Consider the following 15829-nt stretch of genomic DNA (forward strand, 5'->3'; position numbering starts at 1 on the left):
TAGTCGGAAAACTGCCGAACGACCGTCAGGTCATGGGTGATCAGGATCACCGCCATACCATACTTGTCCTTCAACTCCTTGATGAGGTTGAGGATCTGCGCCTGCACTGTCACGTCGAGCGCCGTCGTCGGCTCGTCGGCAATGAGAACGTCGGGCCGATTGGCCAGTGCCATGGCGATCATCACACGCTGCCGCTGCCCGCCGGAAAGCTGATGCGGATATTGCTTCAACCGCGCCGCCGGCTCGGGGATTTTCACTTCCTCGAGCAGCTTTTCCGCCCGCACCATGGCTTCCTTGGCCGAAACCCTGTTGTGCAGGTGAATGATCTCGCAGATCTGCTGGCCGATCGTATAGACCGGGTTCAGCGAGCTCATCGGCTCCTGAAAGATCATGGCGATGTCATTGCCACGGAGCTTGCGCATATCGCGATCATTCATCGTCACGACATTCTTGCCCGAGAGCGTAATGCGCGTGTTCTTGCCGATGGTGGCGCGCTTCGTCAGCAGCTTCATCAGCGTGCGCGCCGTCACCGACTTGCCCGAGCCGCTCTCGCCCACAAGGGCAATGGTCTCGCCCTTATGCAGCTGAAACGACACGTCCTTCACCGCCTGCACCACCCCGCCCTCGACCTTGAAGTCGACGGCGACATTGCGAGCATCGAGGATCAGTTCGCGTCCATGCGATCCCAGGTCATGCCGTTCGGCAGGCGCAAAATTGCTTGTTGTCATTTTCGCGTCCTCAATAGGGGTCGATGGCATCGCGCAGGCCGTCACCCAGCGCGTTGAAGGCAAAGACGGTGATGAGCACGAAGATCACCGGCGAGAGGATCCACGGATAGGACCCGATCACCGAGAACGTGCCCGTATCCTGCAGCATGAGCCCCCAAGAAATCAGCGGCGGCTTCACGGCAAAGCCGAGGAACCCGAGGAAGCTTTCGAGCAGCACCACGCTCGGAATGGCCAGCGTGATCGACACGATGATGTGGCTCAAAACGTTGGGCAGGATATGCCGCGTAATGATGCGCCCATCCGACGAGCCCACCGCAATCGCCGCCCGCACATAGTCAATCCGCGCCAGCGACAGCGTCTTAGACCGCACTTCGCGACTAAGCTGCGCCCATCCCAACACCGCCATGACGAAAATGACGAATGTCAGAAACACATTGGATGGCGCGGTCACAGGAATGAGCGAGGTCAGCGCCAGGTAGAGCGGCAATTGCGGGAAGGCCAGGACGAACTCGACAAACCGCTGCACCCAGGCATCAAGCCGCCCGCCAATATACCCCGAGCTGATGCCAACCAGCGTGCCGACCACCGTCGTCAGCGCCACCACCACGAGAGCAATGGTCAGCGAAATCCGCGAGCCGACAATGCCACGCGAGAGAATATCCCGCCCGAACTTGTCCGTGCCCAGTAGCTGGATCGGTCGCCCATCGGTCGAGCCGAAGAAGTGGATATTGGACGGAATGAGCCACAGGATATTGTACGAATGCCCCTGAACGAAGAACCCTGTCGGCGTCGGATTATCCAGCACCGGTCCGGTCAGCGGCTGGAACGTCACCGGATCGAATTCCCCGTATCTCCAATGGGATAAACCCACGGGATAAGGCTGAAATTGCCGTCTGGATCGGTGAAGGAAATGACGTCCGGCGGCGCAAACGGCAGGTTGGTGGCCTTGGGGTCCATCGGCGCAAAAAAGTCGGCAAAGATGGACACAAAGATCAGCAGCGCAACCAGAACCAGTCCGATGACGCCCATGATCGAGCGCTTGAACCGGCGCCAGACCAGCGCGGCATAGGTTTCATTGCCCGAGCCATAACGCGAGACGACAGGTGCAACATCAGCCTCTTCAGCCGGGGTTGGCGCGGGGCCGCCCGCAACATCGGTCGGCAACGGAATGGACGAGTGTGTATCGACCTTGGTCATTCGGCCTTACCTCCCAGGCGAATGCGTGGATCGAGTGCGACCAGCAACAGGTCAGCGATGATATTGCCGATGATCAGCGTCGTCGCGAGCACCAGCATGAAGGTGGCGGTCACATAGACGTCGCCGACACCCATGGAGCCGACAATGGCCGGCCCGACCGTCGCGAGACCAAAGACGATCGCGACTTCGATTTCGCCCGTGAGCATGTAAGGGAGCACCACGCCCTGATAGGCAACCAGAGGATGCAGCGCATTGGGCACGGCATGCTTCATGATCACGGCGCTTTCCGGCAGCCCCTTGGCCCGCGCCGTCTCGACATATTGGCTGTTGAGCACGTCGAGCAGGTTAGCCCGCATCACACGCATATTGTAGGCGAGCCCGCCAAACGTGGCGATGAACACCACCGGCCACACATGCTGCACGAGGTTGACGAACTTGTCCCAGCTCCATGGCGCACCGCCATATTTGGCCGAGAAGAACATGCCCACCTCGCTGACATTGAGTCGGAAGACCAGCAGGTAGAGAATGATGATCGCCAGCAGGAACCGCGGCACTGTCATGCCGAGGAAGGAGACGATGCCAAGCAGCGTATCGGCCCAGGAATACTGGCGGGTCGCCGCGACGATGCCGAGGCCAATGCCCAGCACCGAAGCCAGGACGTGGCACACCAGCGCCAGCGCGATAGTCGCCGGCAGGCGCTCCATCACCACTTGCCCCACGGGCTTGTTGTAGAAGAACGAGTGGCCGAAATCGAACCGGGTCACGATGCCGGTGATCCAACGGAAATACTGCATGATCATGGGATCGTTGAGGCCATTGGCCTCACGATAGATCTCAGCCTGCGCCTCGGCTTGTGCCGCGGGCACGCCGCCCTGGTTCATCAACATGGAACGGATCGTGTCACCATAGTCGCCCGGAGGCGCCTGGATGATGGCAAAGGTCACGACGCTGAGCAGAAAGAGCAGCGGTATCGCGCCCAGAATGCGCATGGCGAGAAATCGAAGCATAGACGGCCTCACTGGCTAGGGACAAAGCCCCTTCCCCCAACCCTCGCCCCAGTGGGGTCCGAGGGGGCAGATCGCGGACGTAGCGCGATCATGCCAAGGTCACTGAATGGGTCCCCTCGCCTCTTGCGGAAAGAGGTGGGGTGAGGGGTGGCGATCTCGCCGCCACCCCAAGTTTGGATCAGACCGGGCCAGCACCGCCCGGAGCGCCGGGCAGCGTTTCCGGATGCAGCTCGAAGTCACCCTGCTTGTCTTCGGGTACGAAGACGCGTTCGCGGATGATGTTGTCTTCAGCCCAGTTGAACATGAAGATCGGAGCACCGGCCGGGATGTTGGCGAAGCGCTTGTTGACGATCAGCGCACCCGGATACTGGGTGAGACCCACCGAGTAGACGTTCTCGGTGAAGATGTGCTGGTACTGCTTCATCAGTTCGGCACGTTCGGCATTATCGCTGGTGGCGATAAAGGCATTCACCGTATCGACCAGTTCCTGCTCGAAGGGCAGCAGGTCGACCGTGCCATCGGTACCGGCGCGGTGGAACGGATGGGTGCGCGGACCGGTCGGCGCGAGGCCGGCAGTACCCTGCACCACCGACACCATTTCGGCGCCCTGGCGTTCAACGTGCCAATCGAACTGACCAGCCTGGGCCATGTCGTCACGAGCCGTACCCGACTGGAAGTTGGCGATCACGCGGATGCCAAGCGGTTCGAGCTGGGCAATAACGCCTTCGGCAAGGTTGGTATCCGTGCCGTAGTCGGTATTGGCGAGCAGCGTGATTTCCACATCGGCGCCGCCAGCGGTGCCTTCGGGGAAGTTACGGATGCCATTGCCGTCGGTGTCGACCAGGTTCAGGCCATCGAGCAGCGCATTGGCGGCTTCCAGGTTGAACGGATAGTAGACGGTCGACGCCTTGTCGTAATAGGTCGTACCGGCATAGAGGCCGCCCGGATAGATGGCGGTAAACGGACCACGAACCAGCGATTCACCGAGGCGCTGACGATCGACGGCGATCGAGATGGCCTTGCGGAAATCAAGATTGCGGTTGAGTTCGCGGATAGCCTGGGCGCGTTCGTCGGGTTCACCCCAGCCATTGGCCGACAGGTTCATGCGCAGCGCATAGCCGATGGTACGGGCACCAAACTGCAGACGGGCCGGAGCGCTGTCTTCAGCCGAGCGGCGCAGCGCTTCGACATAGCTTTCGGCCTGTTCGAGGTTCGAGAAGTCGCCCGAACCGGCAACGGCCTGAACGTCACGGTCAGCCCAGGTCGAGAGGCGGTAGTGCATCTCGTTGAGATAGGGCAGCTGGTTGCCGTTCTCGTCGACCTTCCAGTAGTAGGGGTTGCGGCGCATGACGATGATATCGTCCGGACGATATTCGACCGGCACCCAGGCACCCATCACCGGAATGTTCATATATTCCGGCGGGAAGGCGTTCTTGTATTCCTCATAGGTGTTGTCAGCATTGTACTTGGGATGCTGCGGCTTGAGGATATGGCTCGGGCCCGGGCAGAACGTGCCATAGGCCATGGCATAGAGATATTGGGTGGGGAAGGCTTCCTGGAAGGTCCACTTGATCGTGTAGGGATCAAGCGCTTCCAGCGTCGTGCCGACGCCAAACGTCTCCGGCGTACCGCCATTGAGCGGGGAGACATTGGTGTCGAGGATATTGTCTTCCCAGTAGAACATCACGTCTTCAGCGTCGAACGCGTCGCCGTCAGACCACTTTGCGCCTTCGATGAGCTTCATCGTCAGCGTCTTGCCGTCCTCGGACCATTCCCAGCTCTTGGCCAGGTTCGGCATGGGCTCGAGTTCGTCAGCCTTGATGGTGAAGAGCGGACCGGTGCGCGTCAGACATTCGGACAGGCCGATGTCGATGCCGCCCCAGCCCTGGCTCTGGCCGCCGATATAGTTCCAGCCTTCCGGCCGGCCGCCGATCACGTGGCGCATCGTATCGCCATAGACGCCAACGCCGTCGGGCATATTGCCGATCTTGTAGACCAGCGGCTCCTTGGGCAGACGCTCGGCAACCGGCGGCAGCGTGCCGGCGTCGACATATTTCGAGGTGACCCAGGCCGGCTCGTGATATTCGGGCAGCGCCTTGTATTCGAGGATATCACCAACGGAAACGAAGACCGGCTCGCTCTGGGCGGCGAACGCAGGCGGATCCGGCAGCTCGCCGGTCAGTTCCTGCGCCGGAATGGCAAGCATTGAAACGGACAGCAAAAGTCCTGCCCCGCCAAGGGCATAGATAGGCTTTCTCAATAGAACCTCCCTTCGCAACGGGACGCGTTTCATGCGTCGAGCCAGTCACTCCCACTGACTCTGGGCCCCGTGCATGATTGAGAGCCTACGACTTGCATCGGGCGAAACAATCCGGAATGATAGAGACTAATTCCGGGTTTCTAAGAACTGCGCTGATAAGTATGACTGTTGTCGAAACCACCCCCGCCCCCCGCCTGCGCGAAAAGGCGCCACGCCCGACCCCGCGCCCCGACCGCAGTTTCTATGCGTCGGGAAAAGCCTTCGGCCGCTTCGGCATCCGCGCCTTTCCGCCCCAGATCATGCCCGCTCCCCATAGCCATGGCCACATCGAGTTCAATTGGCTGACCGAGGGTCACATGGACTACGTCTTCGACGGCGGCTCCGTCACCGTCGAAGCCAACCGCCTCGTCGCCTTCTGGGCCGGCATCCCGCACCAGACCGTGGACCTGCGAGAAATCGGCGACGGCAAGCAGCTCAACATCTATCTGCCGATGGACGCCTTCCTCGAAATGCCGCAGCTCGGCCGCCTCACCGAAACCCTGATGGGCGGCGGCGTCATCCAGCTCACCCCCGACTGCATCGGCCTCGAAACCCTCGAACGCTGGCACGGCGACTACCGCAGCGGCAATTCCCTGCGCTCCGACCTCGTCCGCGCCGAAATCGCCACCATGTTCCGCCGCGCCGCCATCACCGGCTGGGACACCCTGCTCCCCGCCTGGCTCGAAAAATCCGGCACCCGCACCCGCACCGCCACCCCCGTTCGCTACGTCGTGCGCATGGTCCGCCACATCGTCGAAAACATCACCGACCCACTCAGCGCCGAAGACATCGCCAAAGTCGTCGGCCTTCACCCCAACTACGCGACGAACCTCTTCACCAAGGTGATGCACATCTCGGTACAAAAATTCGTCACCCGCATGCGCCTCATCCGCGCCCGCAGTCTCCTCTTCGACGGCAGCCTCTCCATCGCCAACGTCGCCTTCCAATCCGGCTTCGTCAGCCAGACTCAATTCTACGAACATTTCCGCAAAGCCTACGGCATGACACCGAGCCAGATGCGCAAAGACACCATCGAGGGCTAACCAGCCCGCCCATAGCCTTCCAGTAGCCCTCATGGTGAGGTGCGTAGCGAAGCGCAGCCTCGAACCACGAGGGCGTGCCCCTACTCCCCCTCTCTCCGAAACTGCAACGGCGAGACACCCATCCAGCGCTTGAACCGCTGCGAAAAATAGAACTGGCTCTCGAACCCCGCCGACGCCGCCACCTGTTTGACCGGAAAGCTTGTCCGCCGCAGCAGATCCGCCGCCATCTGCATCCGCCGCGCCTCGATATGCCCCTGCACCGTCGTCCCCGTCTCCTCGCGAAACAAATGCGCCAGCCGCGACGGCGACAGCCCCACCGCCTCCGCGACATCATCGATAAACAGCTTCTCCGCCAGCCGGTCCTCGATGAACTCCACCGCCCGCCGAATACGCTCATCCCCCGGCCGATCCCCCCGCTGGTTGAACGCATCACACCCCAGCAACAGCGCCTCCAGCGCATTGAACGCCATCGCCTCCCGCCGCGCATGCGAACTATTGAGCAGTCCATGCACCGCCACGAACTGCGCGGCCAAACCCTCATCCTCGATCCTGAGCCGCATCAGCCCATCGGCCACCGCCGGCCAGTCCAGCCACTCCGCCCAATCCGCCCGCGGCTGAAAGTGCGCCCAGACCAGCTCCCACCGCTCCAGCTCTGCCTCGACCCCATAATCATGCGGCGTCCCCGGCCGCAGCAGCACCCAGTCCCCCGCCTCGACGATCAGCTCCCCACCCGCATACCCAAACCGGCCTCGCCCGCCCGTCGTATGCACCAGCAGCCAATCACCCACCCCGCGCCGCCGCACGGCGCGATAGCCCGATGTCTCATGAAAGTGGCCGGTAAGAAGCCGTCGCGTCGCCTGATACGGGCTTTCTGCAATCTCACTCATAGCAGGATATTACATATCATTGGCAGCATGTTCCATGGCCAACCACACCCCGCCCTCATACCCTCAGTCAAAAGGGGAGGACGAAATGACATATGCTTTTCTCAACGAAACCCAGGCAGCCCAATTCGAGCGCGACGGCTTCCTCGCCATCCGCGGCCTGATCTCACCCGAAGAAGTCGCCGAAATCCGCCAAACCTTCATGGACCAGGCCGCCAATGGCCCCGTCCCCGGCCTCTCCGACACGCCGCGCGGCAACACGCCCAACGATCCCCTCAGCCGCTACCCGCGCATGATGCACCCACACAAGCACCCCGACAAAGACGTCGGCCAGCTCGCCATGCGCTACATGCTCGATCCGCGCCTGCGCCCCATCCTCGCCGACCTCTTCGGCGAAGAGCCCTTCGCCTGCCAGTCCATGTTCTATTTCAAGCCGCCCGGCGCCCGCGGCCAGGACCTGCACCAGGACAATTTCTACCTGCGCGTCAAACCCGGCACCTGCATGGCCGCCTGGATCGCCGTCGACGACGCCGATGCCGGCAATGGCGGCATGATGTGCGTTCCCCAGACATCAATGCTCGACATCGCCTGCCCCGAACAAGCTGACCCAGCCCTGTTCTTCACCACCGAACACGTCGAGCCTCCTCCGGGCCTCGAACCGCAAATGATGCAGCTAAAGGCCGGCGACGTCCTCTTCTTCAACGGCAGCGTCATTCACGGCTCGACGCCGAACACCAGCGAGGACCGCTTCCGCCGCTCCCTGATTTTCCACTACATCCCGGCCAGCACCAAGGAAATCAGCCACTGGTACGAAGCCCTCAGCTTTGAAGGCGACAAGCAGGACATCGCCATCAACATGGACGGTGGCCCCTGCGGCACAAACCAGCCGGCAATGGGCCCTCACTGAGCGAGAGACAGCCGGTGGGTCGCGTGCCCACCGCCCTCAAGCCGCACAAACCCCATGCGCTCGTAAAAGGCAAAAGCCGTCTCGGGCGCATTGGTATTGAGATAATCAAAGTGCCCGGCCGCGCCGTCGCAGATCGCCGAAATCAGCGCCCGCCCCACCCCATCCCGCCGCGCCCCGTGCGCCACATAGAGATGCCGCACCCGGCCGGCCCGCGGATAGGGATCATAAGGCTCAACATTCCGCCCGCAGACGCCAACGAGCACGTCACCTGACCAGGCGCCGAGCATGATTTCACCGGGAAGCGCAAAACGATTGGACCCATCGGCCCAATTCTCGGCAAGTCGCAAAACCATGCGATGCCCTTCGCTCTGGCTCTCGGCGAGCAGAGCGGAAAAGCCGGCCGCATCCGGATCGAATGCGGCCAGCCTGATCATCAGGTGTTAAACTTGAACAGCATCACGTCGCCGTCTTTGACGACATATTCTTTGCCTTCGTCGCGAACCTTGCCCGCTTCCTTGGCCGGAACTTCGCCGCCCAGCGTGATGAAATCATCATAGCCAATCGTCTGCGCACGAATGAACCCGCGCTCGAAATCGGTATGGATGACGCCGGCCGCCTGCGGAGCCTTGTCGCCCTTGTGGATCGTCCAGGCGCGCGTTTCCTTCGGCCCGACCGTGAAATAGGTCTGCAGCCCAAGCAGGTCATAGGCTTCGCGGATAAGGCGGTTCAGCCCCGGCTCATGCAGCCCCAGCGATTCCAGATATTCGTTCTGCTCGGCATCCGGCAGCTGCGCCAGCTGGCTTTCGATCTCTGCCGAGATGATGACGACACCGGCATCATTCGCCTTGGCATATTCAGCCACCTTGGCGCTCATCGCATTGCCGTTCTCGGCCGAACCTTCGTCCACGTTGCAAACGTAGAGAACCGGCTTCGACGTAAGCAGCTGCAGCTCCTGGAACGCTTTTTCTTCCTCGGCCGAACGCTCGACAAAGCGCGCCGACTTGCCGTCGCGGAGAAGCACCAGCGACCGATCGATCAGCTCGAGCGTCAGCTTGGCGTCCTTGTCATTGCCCTTGGCCTTCTTTTCCACGCCGCTACGACGCTTCTCAAGGCTTTCGAGATCGGCCAGCATCAGCTCGGTTTCGACGACTTCGGCGTCAGCCAGCGGATCGACCTTGTTGGCGACGTGGATGATATTGCCGTCTTCAAAGCAGCGCAGCACATAGGCAATGGCGTCGCATTCGCGAATGTTCGCCAGGAACTGGTTGCCCAACCCTTCGCCCTTCGATGCGCCCTTCACCAGACCCGCAATATCCACAAAGCTCATGCGAGCCGGCAGGATATTGACCGATTTGCCGATGGCCGCGAGCTTCTGCAGCCGCGCATCAGGCACCGGCACATCGCCCACATTGGGCTCGATGGTGCAGAACGGGAAGTTGGCGGCGGCGGCCGCAGCCGTGCGGGTCAGTGCATTGAAAAGCGTCGACTTGCCGACATTCGGCAGGCCGACGATGCCCATTTTAAAGCCCATGGGAAACTCCGGGAAATTGTTGGGTTTCAATTGGGTCGGTTTGAGGTGGATGTCAATCCGTGGGCATCAGGCAGACGCCCTATTCCTTGCCGATGTTGCCATTCCCACGGCGTCATTCCCGCGAAAGCGGGAATCTCCGTTCCGTGCGAGGGATTCCCGCTTTCGCGGGAATGACGCTGCGGAAAGGTGGCCTGACGAGACGCACCTATTGGCTCAGCGTCTGCACCGCCAACACCGTCGCAAACACCACCAGCGCCACCGCCGTAAGCTGCTCCACCCGCGCCGACGTAAGAAGCCCAGCCGATCCCCGCTGCGCCAAAGACCCCAGCATCATCCACCCCACCGCCGTCATCACCACGAGCAGCGCAAACACCCCATCATAAGGCAACCGCTCCACAAACCCGACCGTGGGAAAGATCGCAAAAGCAAACACCAGCGCCTTGGGATTAAGCAGCGTCGTCACGAAGACCCGGCCCAGCGTGATCCCCCGCTGCCCAAAGTCAGCATGCCCGGCATTGCGCCAAAGCTTCCAGGCCGACCAGTAGAGAAACGCCACGGCCACCAACTTGGCAACCACCGCCACTATCGGCTCCTTCGCCGCCACCGCCCCGACGATTTCGATCCAGACCGTGATCGCAATCGCGTAGCCGCCCAGCTCACCCACCAGCAAATGCAGCGAGTTCCGCACCCCGCGCTGCGCCCCACTGGCCGCCATGAGCGTGTTCGTGGGCCCGGGCGTCGCCAACAGGCCAAGCACGGCGAGAATAAAAGCAGTCCAGTCGCTCAACTCATACCCTGCACGATTTCGAGGAATTCCCGGTGCCCCAGCGCCTGCTGAGCAGCCGCCCGATATTCCTTCACCAGCCCATCGAACGCCTGCTGCGCAAAGCGCCGCAGTTTCGGATCGGCCTCCATTTCGTTGCGCGCCACGTTCTGGTCAAGCAGCCCAAGCCCGTTGAGCACCGGATAGTGCAACTGCGTCTCGATATGCGGCAGTCCGCCGAGATAATTCGGAAAATGCTCGTTGCGCGGCATCTCCTTCTGCCAGCGCGCCAGCCTCTCCTTGGTCTCGGGATGAATGCGATTGGCCCGCACTTCCCGCCAGAACGGCGTGTCGTCCCGCTCGGTCATATAGTGCGTGTTCACAAAGGTCCGGAAATCATCAACCTGCCGCCCCACCCGCGCATTATAGTCGTCCCGCGCCTTCTCGGTGATCTTGCCCGGCTCATCCATATAGCGCTGCGCAAACAGCATCATCTGCACGATGGTGCCATGGATCGAGGTGGATTCCAGCGGTTCCAGAAAGCTCGAACTCAGCCCCACCGCCACGCAATTGCCGATCCACGCCTTCTCCAACCGCCCGATCTGGAAGCGAATATCGCTGCGCACCTCGATCGGATGCCCCAGAACCCGCTCGACCTCCTCCTTGGCCTGTTCCGGCGTCGTAAATTCATCGGAATAGACATAGCCGCAGCCATAGCGCTGCCGCGTCGGGATCTGCCACATCCAGCCCGAACTCTGCGCCCAGGCCCGTGTATAGGTCGCGAGCTCCTCGCCCTCTTTCAAATCCACCCAGAACGGCAGCGCCCGATTGACAGGCAGCTCATGCGCGTAAGACTTCCAAGGCGCCTCCAGCGCCTTGACGATGATCTGCTTGCGAAACCCCGTCGCGTCGATGAAGAAATCGCCCTCGAGCCGCGAATTATCATCAAGCACCAGCGCCGAAATATCCCCGGTCTCGCCATTCCGTTCGACGCCCGCCACCAGCGCATCGACCTTGTCGACGCCCTTGGATTTGCTGGCAAAGAACTTGCCCACCAGCGCCTGATCGAAATGATAGGCGTGGTGAAACGGCCCCAGCGGGATCAACGACCCATCAGCCTTCAGCGCATAGGGCGCCTTCTTCTGTTCCAAGAGCGGCTGGAACATGTGCATCTCCTGCACCGCCCTGCCCGCCGCCACCGCATATACATTCAGATAATCCGAAGGCGCCCCCAGCGGCGCCTGCACCACCTGATGCGGATCGTCGATCGGCCCGTAATAGGTATAGCCTTTCCGCCGCCAGTCCTCGTGCCGAATGCCGAGCTTGAAGCTGGCGTCAGTCTTGCGGAAAAACTCGAACTCATCGATCCCAAAATGCTTCAGCAGCACCCGGAACGCGGCCGTCGTCGCCTCCCCCACACCCACCGTGGGAATGCGCGAACTCTCGACCACCGAAATCTTGAAATCGAACCCGCGCCGCCGCGCCTCATCCTGAATGATGAACGCCGCGATCCAGCCGGCCGTCCCTCCACCCACAATGACAAAATGTGCTGGCTTCGCCATGCGTTAGTCCTCCCCAGGACCACGCTATTTTGCCGAAACGACGGCGGCAAGCACTCCTGTGAAAACCGGACCAAGTGCGGGAAAAACCGACATGAAGAGGCCAGGAGCTACCTCTTGGATTCTTCAAGCTGGTGCCTGATGGTTTGCACCAACACGACATCGTCGACCGGAAGATGCTGATAGCGCGCCACATAGCCCGCATTGGCAAAGGGTATGATGAGCTCACGGCCGGGGCCCTCGCCAACAAGACGGCCAATGTCCGGTGCCACCTGCAAAACGTCGAGGTGGAACAATATCGTCTTGCTCGCCCGAGACGCCGCCGGCGCATTCTTGGCCATCAAGAACACGCGCAACCGGCGAAGGTCGTTCATTGCCTGGTCTGAATAGATCAGGTGTGGCACTGCGGCGGATCCAGTTCCTCGTCAGTGCCCCAGCTCTTCAGCCACTTGGTGACTTCAGCGTGCGTGACATGCAGTCCCGTCTCGCGATAATGTTCCAACGCCTTTTCAGCGGCCCGATCGAGGCTCTGCTGAGCCTCCTCTTTCTCGACGTAAGTGCGAATGGCCTCCCGCATCACCCAATGCGCTGAGCGCTGCTTGCTGTCGGCGACGGTTTGAACGCGCTCGCGCATATCGTCATCGAGCTTGATTGAAACGGCCATAGCGACCTCCGGTATTACCTATTGATACAATAGTCCCTTGTTGCTCCGGCGTCCATGACACTACCCCCAAAAGAAAACGGCCCCAGCTTTCGCCGGGGCCAGATGACGCTCGGGAGGTCGCGTCAAACAGAAACGTCACTGATGCCCGCCGGATAGCTCGCGCAGCTCCTCGACCGAGCGAACGCGCTTGCGGGCGGCGCCTTCCCAGTCGCGGGTCTTGACCGTCGATTTTGCAACCCGCTCCTTGGCGGCCGGCACGGCGTCGGCATATTGCGGCAGCCACTCGGCTTGGGCGACAACCATTTCGTCGACCATGGCCCAGACCTCGTCCGGCGTGCAGATCGCGCCCACCAGCGGGTCATGCAGCACGGCCAGTTTCAGCGTGTCGAGATTGCCGGTCACCGCCGCCTCGACCGAGAGCCGCTGCACCGACACAGAAACCGAGCATGTCGCCGCTGCCGCGGTCGGCAGCTTGATGCCTTCGATCATGTTGATGCCGAAGCGATCGACATAGCCGGGGCTCTCGATGATGGCGTCATCCGGCAGATTGGTGATGATGCCATTGTTGCGGCGGTTGAAGTGGCCGCGATAGGGCCGTCCGGTCTCGAAAGCCTCGATGATGTAGCTGGCGTGTTCGCTGGTCCGCTTGTGTTCGGAAAGCGGCTTGTTGGCCTGTTCCTTGAACATCGGAAAATCGGTTTCGAACCAGTTGCGGCGCTCGGTCGAATAGCGCAGATACCCGCCGGTCTCGCCGTGGATCCAGTGGCTCATGTCGATCCAGCGGTTGATCTCGTCCGGACGCTTGCGATACCAGGGCAGGTATTCGGACAGGTGCCCGTTGCTTTCGGTCGAATAGACGCCGAACCGCTTCAACACATCGATGCGGACCTTCTCGGTCTTTGAATAGATCGGGTGCCGCTCAAAGCCTTCGATCAGTTCCTCTTTCTCGATCTTCCGGCCCTTGGCGCGGACATCGATATACCAGGTCTGATGGTTGATGCCGGCACAGACATAGTCCAGCTCATCGTCGGTCACACCAAGCACTTCGGCGATCTGGTGCGCCCCGTGCTGCACGCCATGGCAGAGCCCAACGACATTGACCCCACCATAGAGATCGGCCGCCCAGGTGTTCATCGCCATCGGGTTGGCATAGTTGAGGAACAGCGCGCCCGGTTCCGCTACTTCGCGGATGTCCTTGCAGAAGTCGAGGATCACCGGAATGTTGCGCTGGCCATAAAGAATGCCACCGGCGCAGATGGTGTCGCCCACGCACTGGTCGACGCCATACTTGAGCGGAATGGAAATATCCGTTGCAAAGGCCTCAAGCCCGCCGACACGCACGCAGCTCATGATGTAGCGTGCGCCCGTCAGCGCCTCACGGCGGTTGGTCGTCGCTGTCACCTTGGCCGGCAGCTTGTTCACCGACACGATGGTCTCGATGATCTGGCGCACCATGTCGAGATTGTGCGGATTGATGTCCGTGAGCGCAAACTCGACATCGGCGAATTCCGGCACCTTCAACAGGTCCGAAATGAGCGTTTTGGTAAAGCCGACCGAACCCGCGCCGATCACCGTAACCTTGAATGACATATTCCCTCCCACGCACCGCTCAGCGGTAGCAGTCTGTTAGCAATAGGTAGCGGTTGGGCACCCATTGGTGTAGAGAAAGCTTGTGCGATCATGGGTAATTTTGTGCTCTCCCAGCTTCTCGACCACGGCCACGACATCCGCTCGCTGAACCTGCCGCGCAGCGCCGCCCCGCTCCATTGCATGGGCGTCAGCGCCGGCTACGAGCAGCGCCGCAACGAGGTCTATTCCTGGGATGGTATGCAGCGCGGCACCGCGCCCTTCCTCGTCATCCAGCACACCACCCTGGGCGAAGGCCGCCTTGACTATGCGGGCACGCGACACCGGCTAACCCCCGGAAAAACAATGCTTGTCACCATGCCGCATGCCCACCGCTACTGGCTCGAACGCGGCGGCGAATGGGAATATTTCTGGCTTTTGCTCAACGGCCGCGAAGCCCTCCGACTCGCCCGCGAAATCCTCGAAAATGCCGGTCCGGTGCTCGAACCAACCGCAGCCCAGATCGACCGCCTGGCCGACGCCTGCCTCACCCTGCTGCAAATGCCCGAACCCTCGCCGGGCCTGGCGTCCACCGCAGCCTACGCGGCCATGACCAGCCTCCACGACACCATCTTCGGCAGCCGCCCGGCGCCGGAACGAAAGCTGCCACCAGGCATTGCCCGAGTGGTGTCATACATCGACGCCAATATCTCGGCCCCGCTTCCCGTCGACCGACTCGCCGGAATCGCCGAAATGAGTCGGGCCCATTTCGTCCGCAGCTTCGGCGCGACCCTGGGGAAAGCGCCCTCCGACTACGTTGTTGAAAAACGGCTCGAAAGGGTGGAACGCCTGCTGCTGGCGACGGAAATGCCCGTCGCCGCCATCGCTGAAGCAAGCGGATTCGCTGATGGAAATTACATGGCTAAAGTCTTGCGCCGACACCGCAATATGGCACCACTCGAATTCCGCGCTGCGGGGCGACGGGCCAGTCTCTAAGGGCCACAGCGCCTCCGATCGTGCGCCTCAAGACCGCCGCATTCCCGACAAATCGATGCATAGAGGTGACGTCCTGTTAATCCTGCCACCACGATCACTTGCAACTTAACCGCTCTTAAGAGTTCAAGGCGCAGGCTGAAGGAATGTGCAAAGGAGCACGCCAATGATCTCAATGCGATTGATACCCGCCCTCGTTCTCGCCGCCTTCGCTTTCGCCATGCCCACATTCGCGCAGGATGTTCCGGCCGTGACGATCAGCAGCGCGTCTGGATCCGTCACTCTCGATCGTAACGAACTCGAAGCCATGGGCCTGGTCTCGGTCAAGACCACCACCCCCTGGAATGAAGGCGTGGTCGACTTCGAAGGCGTGCCGCTCAAGGCGCTGCTGGAAAAGGCCAATGCCACGGGCGAAACGGCCACCGTCATCGCGCTTAATGACTACAGCGTCGACGTGCCCACCGCCGATTTCGACGAGTTCGGCACCATCCTTGCGGTCAAGCGCAATGGTGACTACATGCCGGTCGACGATCAGGGGCCCTTCTTTGTGATCTATCCCTTTGATTCCAATCCAGTTCTGCAGGGCCAGCCCTATTACGGGCGGGCCGTCTGGCAGGTCAAGGAAATCACGGTCCAATAGTGGCTTGTCTGCCCCTGGGAGAGGGCAGGCCGGCAAAAGATAGGATGA

Annotated in this window: 15 protein-coding genes and 1 pseudogene; 4 read left to right on the plus strand and 12 right to left on the minus strand. The window is 61.3% G+C overall.

Annotated elements, in window-relative coordinates; translation table 11 throughout:
• From NVV77_RS00005 to NVV77_RS00020, 4 genes and pseudogenes are all read right to left on the minus strand, one after another.
• A partial coding sequence (locus tag NVV77_RS00005) for an ATP-binding cassette domain-containing protein (RefSeq protein WP_295409321.1) occupies positions 1-728 on the minus strand: 728 nt, incomplete at its 3' end.
• Positions 729-738: 10 nt separating this feature from the next.
• Positions 739-1925: pseudogene (locus tag NVV77_RS00010) on the minus strand (ABC transporter permease).
• Complete coding sequence (locus NVV77_RS00015) at positions 1922-2932, minus strand: ABC transporter permease (protein ID WP_295409324.1); 1011 nt, start codon at positions 2930-2932, stop codon at positions 1922-1924. Before NVV77_RS00015 ends, NVV77_RS00010 begins: the two are co-directional and overlap by 4 nt.
• Positions 2933-3110: 178 nt before the next feature.
• Positions 3111-5138 (minus strand): ABC transporter substrate-binding protein, encoded by a 2028-nt coding sequence (locus NVV77_RS00020; RefSeq protein ID WP_295409613.1) that lies wholly within the window; start codon positions 5136-5138, stop codon positions 3111-3113.
• Positions 5139-5353: 215 nt separating this feature from the next.
• Here NVV77_RS00020 and NVV77_RS00025 point away from each other — a divergent pair, with 215 nt between their 5' ends.
• A complete protein-coding gene (locus NVV77_RS00025; protein WP_295409327.1) occupies positions 5354-6274 on the plus strand; it encodes a helix-turn-helix domain-containing protein in 921 nt (306 codons plus the stop codon).
• A gap of 80 nt (positions 6275-6354) precedes the next feature.
• Here NVV77_RS00025 and NVV77_RS00030 read toward each other — a convergent pair whose 3' ends face one another.
• Positions 6355-7161: a helix-turn-helix domain-containing protein gene (locus NVV77_RS00030; RefSeq protein WP_295409330.1), complete on the minus strand. Its 807-nt coding sequence runs from the start codon at positions 7159-7161 to the stop codon at positions 6355-6357.
• An 85-nt stretch (positions 7162-7246) separates the two neighbouring features.
• Here NVV77_RS00030 and NVV77_RS00035 point away from each other — a divergent pair, with 85 nt between their 5' ends.
• Positions 7247-8065: a phytanoyl-CoA dioxygenase family protein gene (locus tag NVV77_RS00035; protein WP_295409333.1), complete on the plus strand. Its 819-nt coding sequence runs from the start codon at positions 7247-7249 to the stop codon at positions 8063-8065.
• Here the strand turns inward: NVV77_RS00035 and NVV77_RS00040 are convergent.
• The 7 genes from NVV77_RS00040 to NVV77_RS00070 form a co-directional block, all read right to left on the minus strand.
• Entirely contained in the window at positions 8059-8499 is a 441-nt protein-coding gene (locus tag NVV77_RS00040; protein WP_295409336.1) for a GNAT family N-acetyltransferase, read from the minus strand. The two genes, NVV77_RS00035 and NVV77_RS00040, sit on opposite strands and share 7 nt — an antisense overlap.
• Complete coding sequence (gene ychF / locus NVV77_RS00045) at positions 8499-9596, minus strand: redox-regulated ATPase YchF (RefSeq protein ID WP_295409339.1); 1098 nt, start codon at positions 9594-9596, stop codon at positions 8499-8501. The genes NVV77_RS00040 and ychF overlap by 1 nt, the downstream gene beginning before the upstream one ends.
• Positions 9597-9801: 205 nt before the next feature.
• Positions 9802-10383 carry a LysE family transporter gene (locus NVV77_RS00050; RefSeq protein ID WP_295409343.1) on the minus strand — a complete coding sequence of 194 codons (582 nt, stop codon included), beginning with the start codon at positions 10381-10383 and terminating at the stop codon, positions 9802-9804.
• Positions 10380-11921 (minus strand): tryptophan halogenase family protein, encoded by a 1542-nt coding sequence (locus NVV77_RS00055; protein WP_295409346.1) that lies wholly within the window; start codon positions 11919-11921, stop codon positions 10380-10382. The genes NVV77_RS00050 and NVV77_RS00055 overlap by 4 nt, the downstream gene beginning before the upstream one ends.
• Positions 11922-12028: 107 nt before the next feature.
• Positions 12029-12292 carry a type II toxin-antitoxin system RelE/ParE family toxin gene (locus NVV77_RS00060; RefSeq protein WP_295409350.1) on the minus strand — a complete coding sequence of 88 codons (264 nt, stop codon included), beginning with the start codon at positions 12290-12292 and terminating at the stop codon, positions 12029-12031.
• A gap of 17 nt (positions 12293-12309) precedes the next feature.
• Positions 12310-12582 carry a CopG family ribbon-helix-helix protein gene (locus NVV77_RS00065; RefSeq protein WP_295409353.1) on the minus strand — a complete coding sequence of 91 codons (273 nt, stop codon included), beginning with the start codon at positions 12580-12582 and terminating at the stop codon, positions 12310-12312.
• Positions 12583-12717: 135 nt separating this feature from the next.
• Positions 12718-14172 (minus strand): alpha-glucosidase/alpha-galactosidase, encoded by a 1455-nt coding sequence (locus NVV77_RS00070; RefSeq protein WP_295409356.1) that lies wholly within the window; start codon positions 14170-14172, stop codon positions 12718-12720.
• Between the two features lie 90 nt (positions 14173-14262).
• Here NVV77_RS00070 and NVV77_RS00075 point away from each other — a divergent pair, with 90 nt between their 5' ends.
• Together NVV77_RS00075 and NVV77_RS00080 are read left to right on the plus strand one after the other, a co-directional pair.
• Complete coding sequence (locus tag NVV77_RS00075) at positions 14263-15144, plus strand: AraC family transcriptional regulator (protein WP_295409359.1); 882 nt, start codon at positions 14263-14265, stop codon at positions 15142-15144.
• A 163-nt stretch (positions 15145-15307) separates the two neighbouring features.
• Positions 15308-15781, plus strand: a complete 474-nt coding sequence (locus tag NVV77_RS00080; RefSeq protein WP_295409362.1) for a molybdopterin-dependent oxidoreductase — start codon at positions 15308-15310, stop codon at positions 15779-15781.
• Positions 15782-15829: the final 48 nt, after the last annotated feature.

The sequence above is a fragment of the Devosia sp. genome (genome assembly GCF_024707125.1).
GTDB lineage: Bacteria > Pseudomonadota > Alphaproteobacteria > Rhizobiales > Devosiaceae > Devosia.